Consider the following 12,319-nt stretch of genomic DNA (forward strand, 5'->3'; position numbering starts at 1 on the left):
TCCCCTTTCAACTCACAGATCACTTGCGTCACTTCGCAGCAGCCCCCGCAGCCGCTCCCACCCCGGTTCGCGGACGAACGCCTCCGCACTCCAGCGCAGTGCCGGTACCGTCCGCACCAGACCCGTGGGATCCCGTTCCAGCACATGCACCTCGGCGATCCGCCGTCGGCCCGTGCCGTCCCGGACGAGGTGCAGCACCACCGACAGCGCGGCGGCCAACTGGCTGTGCAGGGCGGCCCGGTCGAGCCCGGCGGCCGTACCGAGTGCCTCCAGGCGGGCGGGGACGTCCGCGGCCGCGTTCGCGTGCACCGTGCCGCAGCCGCCCTCGTGGCCGGTGTTGAGCGCGGCCAGCAGGTGCACGACCTCGGGGCCGCGCACCTCGCCGACGACCAGCCGGTCGGGGCGCATCCGCAGCGCCTGGCGGACCAGGTCCTCCAGGGTGACCAGGCCGGCGCCCTCCTGGTTGGCGGGTCTGGTCTCCAGCCGCACGACGTGCGGGTGTTCGGGCCTGAGCTCCGCCGAGTCCTCGGCGAGCACGATCCGCTCCCCCGGGCCCACCAGACCGAGCAACGCGCTCAGCAGGGTCGTCTTGCCGGTGCCGGTGCCACCGCTGACCAGGAACGAGAGCCGGGCCGCCAGCAACGCGCGCAGGATCCGGTCGCCGCCCGGTGGCACGGTCCCGGCCGCCACCAGTTCGTCGAGCGTGAACGCCCGCGGCCGCACCACCCTGAGGGACAGACAGGTGCAGCCGACCGCCACCGGAGGCAGCACCGCGTGCAGGCGGGTGCCGTCGGGCAGCCGGGCGTCCGCCCAGGGCCGGGCGTCGTCCAGGCGCCGGCCGGCCACCGCGGCCAGCCGCTGCGCGAGTCGTCGTACGGCCGCCGCGTCCGGGAAGGCGACCGGGGTCAGTTGCAGTCCGCCGCCGCGGTCCACCCAGACCCGGTCCGGGGCGGACACCAGGACGTCGGTGACCGTGGGGTCGGCGAGCAGAGGTTCCAGGGGGCCGCTGCCGACCAGTTCGGAGCGCAGTCGCTCGGCCGCGCCGAGGACCTCGGCGTCGCCGAGCATCCGGCCCTGTGCGCGCAGCGCCTGCGCCACGCGCGCGGGGGTCGGTTCGGCGCCGCTCTCGGCGAGCCAGCGCCGGACCCCGTCGAGCAGGGCCGGGCCCTCCGCGCCCGCGGTGCCGGGCCTCACACGCCACCCGCCTCGACGAGCGTGCGCTCCCAGAAGCCCTTGCAGAAGCGGGCCAGCGGACCGCGGGCGGCGGACCCGGGCGGTTTCCGGTTCGGGCGGGACAGGCCCGGTTCGACGGGCACCTCGCCGGCCAGCGGCAGGCCGAGCAGCCGGGCCACCTCGCGGTCGTCGAGTCCCGGCGCGTACGGGCCCCTCACCGCCACCCGGAGATCGCGCACGACCATGCCGACGGTGGCCGCCACCCGGGCCGCCGCCGCGATCGCACGGAGCTCGGCGGGGACCACCAGGACGGCGAGGTCGAGCTGGGTGAGGACCTCGGCGACCTCGTCGTCCAGGCGGCGCGGCAGGTCGACGACGACCGTGCCGCCCCGCCTGCGGACGGCGGCGAGCACCGCGCGGACGGCGGGCGGCGGGATCGCCACGCTGTCGCCGCGGTCCCAGCTGAGGATCCGCAGCGAGTGGAGTTCCGGCAGTGACTCCTCCAGGGCGCCGCTGCCGAGCCGGCCGCGTGAGGCGGCAAACGCGGGCCAGCGCAGGCCTTCGGCGGTTTCGGCGCCGAGGAGTACGTCGATTCCGCCGCCCAGTGGATCCGCGTCCACGAGGAGGGTGCGCAGTCCCTCCCGTGCGGAGGTGACGGCGAGCGCACAGGCCAGCGTGGAGGCACCGGCCCCGCCCCGGCCGCCGATCACGCCGACGGTGAGGGCCGGGCGGCCCACACCCTCGACTACGTCGGCGATCCGGTCCACGAGCCACTGCTCGCCGTCGGGCAGCATCAGGACGTGGTCCGCACCGATCTCCACGGCGCGTTTCCACACGTCCGGGTCGTCCTGGTCCTGACCGACCAGCACCACCCCGCGTCGGCGCGCGGCCCCGCGCACCCGGCCCGCGGCGTCGTCGCCGACCAGGACGAGCGGGGCGGACTCCCAGCCACCGCCGCGTTCCGGTACCCCGTGGTGGACCTCGGGTTTGGCGCCGGCCGCCGCGCACAGGCGCAACAGGTCGTCGAGGAGTTCGGCGTCCTCGGTGACGATCATCGGGCGTCCGGGCCGTCCCGGGGCGGCGGACGGTGGTTCGTGGGTGACAGTTCCGGCCACGTGAGCTTCCCCCTTGGCTGCGTTCTTGCGCGCGGCCTCCGGGGCCACGCGATTCCCATACGTGTGAAGAACCGGCAAGCGGCCTCCATATGCACGGCCGACAGAAACCGGCCATAGGCGCCCGACAATCGGAACCGGCCATGAACTCGCCGCCGCCGGAGCGCGCTGGAATCACGGTGCAGCGAACCCGGAAATCGTGTGGATCTTGGTCCAAAACTGTGGACAACTCGATGGTTGTGAATATCGCTGTCACCCATACCGGTGAGGCCCGTTCTGGGCTCTGTGCACTTCCACAGCGCAGCGCCGCGACTACGCGGCGTGACGGATCATGGGCATGCGAAAGGGGCGGCCACAGCCGCCCGACCAAGGTCTCAGGAGCCGGAGAAGGGAGGAAAAACCCGTCCGGACATGCGACGACCCCCACCGGGGGGGAGAGTGGGGGTCGTCTCCACGGCCGACTCGGGGGGGGAGGAGCCGGACCGGGTTAGCACGGTCGCGAACGATCCGTGACTTCCATGGTGTACCCGAGAGCCCTCTCAGGCAAACCCACGCGCCCCACCTTACGCCGAATGGTGGGCGCCTATGCTCGGGGGCGTGGAAAACCACTCCTTGCCCCGCACCGCGGCCTTCTTTGACCTGGACAAGACGGTCATTGCGAAGTCGAGCACGCTCACCTTCAGCAAGTCGTTCTACCAAGGCGGTCTGATCAACCGCAGGGCGGCGCTGCGCAACGCGTACTCCCAGTTCGTGTTCCTGGTCGGCGGTATGGACCACGACCAGATGGAGCGCACCCGCGCATACCTGTCCGGTCTGGTCCGTGGCTGGAATGTCCAGCAGGTCAAGGAGATCGTCGCCGAGACCCTGCACGACCTGATCGACCCGATCATCTACGACGAGGCCGCCTCCCTCATCGAGGCCCACCACCGGGCCGGCCGGGACGTCGTCATCGTCTCCACCTCGGGCGCCGAGGTGGTCGAGCCGATCGGCGAACTGCTGGGCGCCGACCGAGTGGTGGCCACCCGCATGGTCGTCGGCGACGACGGCTGCTACACCGGCGAGGTGGAGTACTACGCCTACGGTCCGACGAAGGCCGAGGCGGTCCGGGAGCTGGCCGCCTCCGAGGGGTACGACCTCGACCGCTGCTACGCGTACAGCGACTCGGCGACCGACCTGCCGATGCTCCGGGCCGTCGGGCATCCGCACGCGGTGAACCCGGACCGGACGCTGCGCCGCGAGGCACTCGGGCGTGGCTGGCCGATCCTGGACTTCCACCGCCCGGTCCGGCTCAAGCAGCGGATCTCCGCGCCCCCGCGCCCGGCCCTGGTCGCCGCGGCCGCGATCGGAGCGGCGGCCGCCACCGCGGGCCTGGTCTGGTACGCGAGCAGGCGCCGGAACCCGGTTGCCTGAACCGGCGCACCACACCCTCTTTCACCCGTTCGGCCTATCGATGCCCCTTTTCCTCCCCTTAGTGCGTCTTTGAAGGTAAAAGTAAAGAACTGCAGGTAGGGGTTCCGCTTGCTCCGGGCTTGCAGTACAAAGGGGTTAGCGGCCCGCGAGACCGAAGGACATCCGAGAGGATCACCTTTTTAAACGCATTTGGCCCCACGGACCCCGCATGGACACCGAGCACCCACGCGACGTCGACCCGTCGATTACGGGCCAGCCGCACCAGGTGACGGGCAAAGTACCCGACCTGATGGGCGACATTTCGAGGACGCCTGGTAACCCGGTGAACATGCCAGCGGCGGTACGAGAACTCGTACCGCCGCAACCCGTTCGGGCAGCCTTCCCGGCTGCTCGTGGCCTTTTACGCCGCGCCGCGCTGCAGCGCCTCGCAGACCGCGGTCGACTCCCGGACACCCAGCTCGACCGCGCGGCCGCAGTGCGCGATCCAGGCCGCCATGCCGTCCGGGGTGCCCGAGACATAGCCGTCCAAGGCCGCCAGATAGGAGGCGCGGCCCAGCTCGGCGTGGCCGACCTCGGCGGGGCAGATCGACTTGGGGTCGAGGCCGCTGCCGATCAGCACGATCCGCTCGGCCGCGCGCGCGACCAGCCCGTTGTGCGAGGTGAAGGGCCGCAGCGCGAGCAGCTCGCCGTGCACCACGGCAGCCGTCACCAGCGCCGGCGCGGAACTTCCCGCGATGATCAGCTCGGAGAGCCCGTCGAGGCGCCCCGACACCTCGTCGGCACCCGGCAGCGGCAGCTCGATCAGCGGCTCGTCGACCTCTTCACCGGCCCGGCGCGGCCGGCCCACCTCGTCGTCCCCGGTCGCGGCCGCCACCAGATGCAGCCGGGCCAGTACGCGCAGCGGCGACTGCCGCCAGATGGAAAGCAGTTGGCCCGCCTCGGCGGTCAGCCGCAGGGCCGCACCCACCACGCGCGCGTCGTCGTCGACACCGAAGTCGGAGCGCCGCCGGACCTCCTCCAGTGCCCAGTCGGCGCCGGACAGCGCCGCACTGCCCCGGGCGCCACGCAGGGCGGCCTCGGACGTGACTGCGTTGCTGCGGCGCCGCATGACCCGGTGCCCGTAGACCCGGTCCACGGCCTTGCGCACGGACTCCACGGACTCGGCCACTCCGGGCAGCGAGCCCAGGGCCGCGAGCGGATCGGCGGTCGCACGTGTCGTACTCATGAGTACGACCCTACGCACCCCGGCCCGCCACTCCACGAAGGAGTGGTCTTCTTCACTTCGCCAGACACAGACAGCTACCAGCCGACTACCCTTCGTGAACATGAAAATTGCTTTCGTCGGGAAGGGCGGCAGCGGCAAGACCACGCTCTCCTCCCTGTTCATCCGCCATCTCGCGGCCGCCGGTGCGCCGGTCGTCGCCGTCGACGCCGACATCAACCAGCACCTGGGCCCCGCGCTCGGCCTCGACGAGCGGGAGTCGGCGGCGCTGCCCGCGATGGGCGAGCAGCTCTCCGTGATCAAGGACTACCTGCGCGGCAACAACCCGCGCATCGCCTCCGCCGCGACGATGATCAAGACCACCCCGCCCGGCGAGGGCTCGCGGCTGGTCCGGGTACGGGAACCCAATCCGGTGTACGACGCCTGTGCGCGCCCGGTGGAACTCGACGGCGGCGCCGTCCGTTTGATGGTCACCGGGCCCTTCACGGACGCGGACCTGGGGGTCTCCTGCTACCACTCCAAGACAGGAGCGGTCGAGTTGTTCCTGAACCACCTCGTCGACGGCCCCGACGAGTACGTCGTGGTCGACATGACGGCGGGTTCGGACTCCTTCGCCTCCGGCATGTTCACCCGCTTCGACATCACGTTCCTCGTCGCCGAGCCGACCCGGAAGGGGGTCTCCGTCTATCGCCAGTACAAGGAGTACGCCCGGGACTTCGGCGTCGTGCTGAAGGTCGTCGGCAACAAGGTGCAGGGGCAGGACGACATCGACTTCCTCCGCGCGGAGGTCGGGGACGACCTGCTGGTCACGGTCGGGCATTCGGACTGGGTGCGCGCCATGGAGAAGGGCCGCCCGCCCCGGTTCGAGCTCCTGGAGGACGCCAACTCCCGCGCCCTGCACACCCTCAAGGTCGCCGCCGACGCGACGTACGACCTGCGGGACTGGGAGCGCTACACCCGGCAGATGGTCCACTTCCACCTGAAGAACGCCCAGTCGTGGGGCAACGAGCGCACCGGGGCCGACCTGGCGGCGCAGATCGACCCCGGCTTCGTGCTCGGCGAGGGAGTGGCGGCGCCCGTCTGACGGAGGTGGGCACTCCGCCGACGGGGCTCCGACTCCCGCCCGCCGCCTACTGCTTGACCGCCGGCGCCCCGGGCACCCCCTTCGGTGCCGGGGCGGGGCGGCCGGAAAGGAAGGATGCCCAGCCCTGCCGCGGGGCCTCGCCCACGTTCAGGGTGCGCAGCCTCGCCAGGACCTTCGGGTCCTGGGCATCCAGCCAGTCGGCCAGCTGGTGGAAGGAGACACAGCGCACCTCTGGCTTGTTGCAGACGTTCTCGACGACCTCGTCGATGGCCCGCATGTAGGTGCCGCCGTTCCAGGACTCGAAGTGGTTGCCGATGACGAGCGGTGCACGGTTGCCGTTGTAGGCGCGGTTGAAGCCCTGGATCAGCCCGTCACGCATCTGGTCGCCCCAGTAGTCGTACTTGTCGGGGTCGCCCTGGGTCGAGGTGCCGGACTGGTTGACCATGAAGTTGTAGTCCATGGTCAGCTGCTCGAAGGAGTGACCGGGGAAGGGGACGAGCTGCATCGACAGGTCCCACAGCCCTTCCTTCCTCTTGGGCCAGACCTGGTCGTTGACACCACTGGTGTCGTAGCGGAAGCCCAACTGGCTCGCCGCCTTCATGAAGTTCTTCTGCCCCTCCAGGCAGGGGGTGCGGGCGCCGATGAGCTCCTTGTCGTAGTCGAAGGGCAGCGGTGCGGCGTTCTTCATGCCCGTGTTGGTCTTCCAGCTCTTCACGAACTGCTTGGCCTGGGCGATCTCGCTCTTCCACTCCGCCACCGACCACTCACCGACACCCCCGTCGGGGCCGCAGAAGTGCCCGTTGAAGTGGGTGCCGATCTCGTTGCCCTCCAGCCAGGCCAGCCGCAGCTGCTTGACGGTGTCGGAGATGCCCTGCTCGTCGTTGAAGCCGATCTCGGAGCGGCCGGGCGAGTGCTGCGGGGGCCGGTAGAGGTCACGTTTCTCCTCGGGCAGCATGTAGACGCCGCTGAGGAAGTACGTCATGGTCGCGTTGTTCTCCTTGGAGACCTTGCGGAAGTGCGAGAACAGCTTCTGGCTGTCCTCGCCCGCTCCGTCCCAGGAGAACACCACGAACTGCGGGGGCTTCTCGCCCGGCTGGAGCTTCTCCGGCCGGGGCAGATGGGGCTGCGCCCCGGTGTACGCGGTGGAACCGTCGCCGATCAGACGGACCATGCTCTGCGGCGCCGGTGCCCCCTTCTGCGGCCCGGACGCCCCTTCTTTGGTGTTGGTGCCGGTCGCGCAACCCGCCAGCGACGCGGCACAGGCCGCGGCGGCCACGGCGCCGACGGCAATCCTCTGGGTGGCGGCCAATTCCGCCCACCTTCTTCCTTCTCTCGGCAAACGCCGATCACGGCGTTTTCTGGCGGTGTGCCGGGTATGTGCCGACAGCGCCGCCAAGGTCGCATAGGACCGAGAGAGGGATTAATACGACAAGCCGATGAACTGCTCACTTCACCCATGGAGGTGAAGAGGTGCCCCATTTGCGCAGAAAATCCATGCCTGACCTTTACTCTGCATTACGATTCGTTTACCGAATGTTGATTCATCCCGCCACTGCACGCCGTGACCCACGGCCGCGACCAAGCCCCAGCCCTCTGGCGAGGGGTCCCCCTGTTCCGCGACCGCGCTGCCCCGGAGGAGACGGGAAACATGTCATCAGCCTGCGTACCCACCCACCCCGAGAGCCTCGGCCTGGCCCAGGCCGGAGCCCGGGCCGGAGCCACAAGTCCCCAGCGCACCAAGGGCGCCGACCGGCCACCGAGCCCGCCCATGCCCCCACGCCGCCGTTTCCGGATCGAGGGCGCCGACCTGTCCGCGTCCGTCTCGGTCTTCCTGATCGCCCTGCCGCTCTCCCTCGGCATCGCCCTCGCCACCGGCGCCCCGCTGCAGGCCGGGCTGGTCGCGGCGGCCGTCGGCGGACTGGTCGCCGGGCGGCTCGGCGGCTGCCCACTCCAGGTCAGCGGGCCGGCCGCCGGACTCACCGTGGTCACCGCCGATCTGATCCACCGCTACGGCTGGCAGGCCACCTGCGGCATCACCGTCCTCGCCGGGCTGGCCCAACTCGGCCTCGGCTGCCTGCGGGTGGCCCGCACCGCGCTCGCCGTCAGCCCGGCCGTGGTGCACGGCATGCTCGCCGGCATCGGTGTCACCATCGCCGTCGCCCAGCTGCACATCGTGCTCGGCGGCAACCCGCAGAGTTCGGTCCTCGCCAACATCCGTGCGCTGCCCGCCCAGTTGGCGAACCTGCACCCGGCCGCCGTGGCGATGAGCGCACTGACCCTGGCCCTGCTGTTCGGCTGGCCCCGGATCCCCGGCAGAGCGGGCCGCCTGCTGCGCACGGTCCCGGCGGCCCTGGTCGCCGTCGCCGGTGCCACCGCGACCGCCTCGCTCACCGGGCTCACCCTGCCCCGGGTCGACCTGCCGTCCTGGAGCAGCCATGCCCTGGCGGGGCTGCCCGAGGGGCCGGTACTCGGCATCGTGGCCGCCGTGCTCACCACCACGCTGGTGTGCAGTGTGCAGTCGCTGCTCGGCGCGGTCGCCGTGGACAAGCTGGTGGCCGGCCGCCCCGGAGCCCAGTCCCGGGTCGGCCGGTCCGACCTGGACCGCGAACTGCTCGGTCAGGGCGCGGCCAACATCGTCTCCGGGGCGCTCGGTGGTCTGCCGGTCGCGGGGGTCGCGGTGCGCAGTTCGGCGAATGTGCAATCCGGTGCCGTCAGCCGGAACTCCACGATGCTGCACGGCGTTTTCGTAGTAGTCGCCGCGCTGCTGATGGTCCCGGTCCTGGATCTCATCCCGCTCGCCTCGCTCGCCGCCCTGGTGATGGCCGTCGGCATCCAGATGGTGTCCCTGCACCACATCCGCACGGTGACCCGCCACCGTGAGGTCGCGGTGTACACCGTCACCACACTCGGCGTAGTGGTCCTCGGCGTCCTGGAGGGTGTGCTCCTCGGGGTCGCCGTGGCCGTCGCCGTCGCCCTGCACCGCCTCGCCCGCACCCGCATCACCCATGAAGAGCAGGGAGGAGTCCATCGCGTACATGTAAGAGGACAGCTGACGTTCCTGGCGGTGCCCCGGCTCAGCAGAACCCTGCATCTCGTGCCCCAAGGCGCGGCCGCCGTGGTGGAGTTGCACGGCTCGTTCATGGACCACGCGGCGTACGAGTCACTGCGGGACTGGCGCCGGGCCCACATCGCACAGGGCGGCTCCGCCGAGCTGACCGGCTGCCGGGTGGGCGTGCGCTCACCGGAGTACGGCCACGGCACGGAGCACGGGCCTCGCCCCGAGCCCCGTGCCGGTCACGGACATGGACCGGGCCTCGTCAGGTCGGGCCTCGCCCGCTGGGACGGCGGCAGGGCGGACGGAGCCGGTCATGAACTCGTGCAGGGGATCGGCCTGTTCCAGCGCGACACCGCGCCCCTGGTGCGGGAGGAGCTGGCCCGGCTGGCGCGCGAGGGGCAGCGGCCGTCGCAGCTCTTCCTCACCTGCGCCGACTCCCGGCTCGTCACGTCGATGATCACCTCCAGTGGTCCGGGTGACCTGTTCGTGGTCCGCAACGTCGGTAACCTGGTCCCCCTTCCGGGTGAGGAGAACGGCGACGACTCGGTGGCGGCCGCGATCGAATACGCGGTGGACGTACTGAAGGTGCGGTCCATCACGGTGTGCGGGCACTCCGGGTGCGGGGCGATGCAGGCGCTGCTGAGTTCCGGGGCCGAGGGCGGCACGAGTCCGCTCGGACGCTGGCTGCGGCACGGGCTGCCGAGCCTGGCGCGGCTGGCCGACGACGGCCGTCCGGGGGTCCGGCTGGCCGGCCGGGCGGCGGACACGGCGGAGCGGCTCTGCCTGACCAATGTGGTCCAGCAGCTGGAGCATCTGCGGTCGCACGACTCGGTGGCACGGGCGCTGGCAGCCGGTGAGCTGGAGCTGCACGGGATGTACTTCCATGTGGGCGAGGCGCAGGCGTATCTGCTGGGCCGGCCCGAAGGCGACGAAGAGGGAGAGGTGTTCGAGGGGGTACCGGGCGCGGAGGAGCTGCGCAGCCCGGCCTGAGTAGGCGGCGGGGACCTGTCGGCGCCGTCCAGGCCGGCACCGGCGGGCCCTGCGCGTCCCACCGCACCGAACAGGTCTAAACCAATTTTTCGACGGCCCTTGTCACCGGGCCCCCGGGTCTGATGAGCTGTGGCCTGGGACACAACGGACACCCTTGGAAAGGGAGATGTCGTGAGCAACGAAAGCCTGGCCAACCTCTTGAAGGAGGAGCGACGCTTCGCGCCGCCCGCTGACCTGGTCGAGAACGCCAATGTCACGGCCGAGGCGTACGAACAGGCCAAGGCTGACAGGCTCGGCTTCTGGGCCGAGCAGGCCCGCCGGCTGACCTGGGCCAAGGAGCCGACCGAGACGCTGGACTGGTCGAACCCGCCGTTCGCGAAGTGGTTCAAGGACGGCGAACTCAATGTCGCGTACAACTGCGTGGACCGGCATGTGGAAGCCGGCCACGGCGACCGGGTCGCCATCCACTTCGAGGGCGAGCCCGGCGACAGCCGCGCGATCACCTATGCCGAGCTGAAGGACGAGGTCTCCAAGGCGGCGAACGCCCTGCTGGAGCTGGGAGTCCGCAAGGGCGACCGGGTCGCGGTCTACATGCCGATGATCCCGGAGACGGCGATCGCGATGCTCGCCTGCGCCCGGATCGGCGCCGCGCACTCCGTGGTCTTCGGCGGCTTCTCGGCGGACGCGCTCGCCACCCGTATCCAGGACGCGGACGCCAAGGTGGTCATCACCTCCGACGGCGGCTACCGGCGGGGCAAGCCGTCCGCGCTCAAGCCGGCCGTGGACGAGGCGGCCGGCAAGGCCGGCAACGTCGAGCATGTGCTGGTCGTCCGGCGCACCGGGCAGGAAGTGGCCTGGGACGACACCCGGGACGTGTGGTGGCACGAGATCGTCGAGCGGCAGTCGGCCGAGCACACGCCGGAGGCCTTCGACGCCGAGCACCCGCTGTTCATCCTCTACACGTCCGGTACGACGGGTAAGCCGAAGGGCATCCTGCACACCTCGGGCGGCTACCTCACCCAGGCGTCGTACACGCACTGGGCGGTGTTCGACCTCAAGCCGGAGACGGACGTGTACTGGTGCACGGCCGACGTCGGCTGGGTGACCGGCCACTCGTACATCGTGTACGGGCCGCTGGCCAACGGCGCGACGCAGGTGATGTACGAGGGCACTCCGGACACCCCGCACCAGGGCCGGTTCTGGGAGATCGTGCAGAAGTACGGGGTGACGATCCTGTACACGGCGCCCACCGCGATCCGGACGTTCATGAAGTGGGGCGACGACATCCCCGCGAAGTTCGACCTGTCCTCCCTGCGGGTGCTGGGTTCGGTGGGCGAGCCCATCAACCCCGAGGCCTGGATCTGGTACCGCAAGCACATCGGTGCCGACCGGACCCCCATCGTGGACACCTGGTGGCAGACCGAGACCGGCGCGATGATGATCTCGCCACTGCCGGGTGTCACCGCTACCAAGCCCGGCTCCGCGCAGACCCCACTGCCCGGCATCTCGGCCACGGTGGTGGACGACGAGGCGCACGAGGTACCCCACGGGGGTGGCGGCTACCTGGTGCTGACCGAGCCGTGGCCGTCGATGCTGCGCACCATCTGGGGCGACGACCAGCGGTTCCTGGACACCTACTGGTCGCGTTTCGAGGGCAAGTACTTCGCCGGTGACGGGGCGAAGAAGGACGACGACGGCGACATCTGGCTGCTCGGCCGGGTGGACGACGTCATGCTGGTCTCCGGGCACAACATCTCGACGACCGAGGTGGAGTCGGCGCTGGTGTCGCACCCGTCGGTCGCCGAGGCGGCCGTGGTCGGCGCGGCGGACGAGACGACCGGGCAGGCGATCGTCGCCTTCGTGATCCTGCGCGGCACGGCGAACGCCGAGGACGAGGGCCTCGTCAACGAGCTGCGCAACCACGTCGGTGCCACGCTCGGCCCGATCGCCAAGCCCAAGCGGGTCCTGCCGGTGGCGGAGCTGCCGAAGACCCGCTCCGGCAAGATCATGCGCCGGCTGCTGCGCGACGTCGCCGAGAACCGCCAGCTCGGTGACGTGACCACACTGACGGATTCGACGGTCATGGACCTCATCCAGGCGAAGCTCCCGGCGGCGCCGAGCGAGGACTGACCCCGACCGACGGTCCCAGAAGGGGGGGGCGGGGCGGCGCGCCCCGCCCCGCCGCCCGGCCGCCGAACTGCCCCTGCGACTAAGCCCGTGTCGCTCCCCCAGACAACCACTATCACAGGCCTGACTCCAGCCTCGCCTCAGAG

Annotated in this window: 8 protein-coding genes; 4 read left to right on the forward strand and 4 right to left on the reverse strand. The window is 70.9% G+C overall.

The window, feature by feature from the left end:
• Window positions 1–12 precede the first annotated feature (12 nt).
• Both ACWGJB_RS42185 and ssd read right to left on the reverse strand, forming a co-directional pair.
• Window positions 13–1,194 (reverse strand): TadA family conjugal transfer-associated ATPase, encoded by a 1,182-nt coding sequence (locus ACWGJB_RS42185; RefSeq protein ID WP_453385316.1) that lies wholly within the window; start codon window positions 1,192–1,194, stop codon window positions 13–15.
• Window positions 1,191–2,288 carry a septum site-determining protein Ssd gene (gene ssd / locus ACWGJB_RS42190; protein ID WP_453385317.1) on the reverse strand — a complete coding sequence of 366 codons (1,098 nt, stop codon included), beginning with the start codon at window positions 2,286–2,288 and terminating at the stop codon, window positions 1,191–1,193. The genes ACWGJB_RS42185 and ssd overlap by 4 nt, the downstream gene beginning before the upstream one ends.
• A gap of 582 nt (window positions 2,289–2,870) precedes the next feature.
• Between ssd and ACWGJB_RS42195 the strand changes: the two genes are divergently transcribed.
• The gene (locus tag ACWGJB_RS42195) at window positions 2,871–3,695 is read left to right on the forward strand and encodes an HAD family hydrolase (RefSeq protein WP_453385318.1); all 825 of its coding nucleotides are present in this window, start codon (window positions 2,871–2,873) and stop codon (window positions 3,693–3,695) included.
• A 400-nt stretch (window positions 3,696–4,095) separates the two neighbouring features.
• Here ACWGJB_RS42195 and ACWGJB_RS42200 read toward each other — a convergent pair whose 3' ends face one another.
• Window positions 4,096–4,920 carry an oxidoreductase gene (locus tag ACWGJB_RS42200; protein ID WP_453385319.1) on the reverse strand — a complete coding sequence of 275 codons (825 nt, stop codon included), beginning with the start codon at window positions 4,918–4,920 and terminating at the stop codon, window positions 4,096–4,098.
• Window positions 4,921–5,014: 94 nt separating this feature from the next.
• Here ACWGJB_RS42200 and ACWGJB_RS42205 point away from each other — a divergent pair, with 94 nt between their 5' ends.
• Window positions 5,015–6,001, forward strand: a complete 987-nt coding sequence (locus tag ACWGJB_RS42205) for an ATP-binding protein (RefSeq protein ID WP_453385320.1) — start codon at window positions 5,015–5,017, stop codon at window positions 5,999–6,001.
• A gap of 46 nt (window positions 6,002–6,047) precedes the next feature.
• Here the strand turns inward: ACWGJB_RS42205 and ACWGJB_RS42210 are convergent, their stop codons facing one another.
• Entirely contained in the window at window positions 6,048–7,310 is a 1,263-nt protein-coding gene (locus ACWGJB_RS42210) for a hypothetical protein (protein ID WP_453385321.1), read from the reverse strand.
• 339 nt (window positions 7,311–7,649) lie between these two features.
• Between ACWGJB_RS42210 and ACWGJB_RS42215 the strand changes: the two genes are divergently transcribed.
• Together ACWGJB_RS42215 and acs are read left to right on the forward strand one after the other, a co-directional pair.
• Window positions 7,650–10,046, forward strand: coding sequence for a SulP family inorganic anion transporter (locus ACWGJB_RS42215; RefSeq protein ID WP_453385322.1), 2,397 nt, complete (start codon window positions 7,650–7,652; stop codon window positions 10,044–10,046).
• A 171-nt stretch (window positions 10,047–10,217) separates the two neighbouring features.
• Complete coding sequence (gene acs / locus ACWGJB_RS42220) at window positions 10,218–12,176, forward strand: acetate--CoA ligase (protein ID WP_453385323.1); 1,959 nt, start codon at window positions 10,218–10,220, stop codon at window positions 12,174–12,176.
• Window positions 12,177–12,319 lie beyond the last annotated feature (143 nt).

Source organism: Streptomyces sp. NPDC054813 (assembly GCF_053611365.1).

Excerpts from the sequence above, each read along its gene's own strand:
- ACWGJB_RS42200 (WP_453385319.1), bottom strand. The coding sequence starts at position 4,920 with ATGAGTACGACACGTGCGACCGCCGATCCGCTCGCGGCCCTGGGCTCG.
- ACWGJB_RS42195 (WP_453385318.1), top strand. The coding sequence starts at position 2,871 with ATGCTCGGGGGCGTGGAAAACCACTCCTTGCCCCGCACCGCGGCCTTC.
- ACWGJB_RS42215 (WP_453385322.1), top strand. The coding sequence starts at position 7,650 with ATGTCATCAGCCTGCGTACCCACCCACCCCGAGAGCCTCGGCCTGGCC.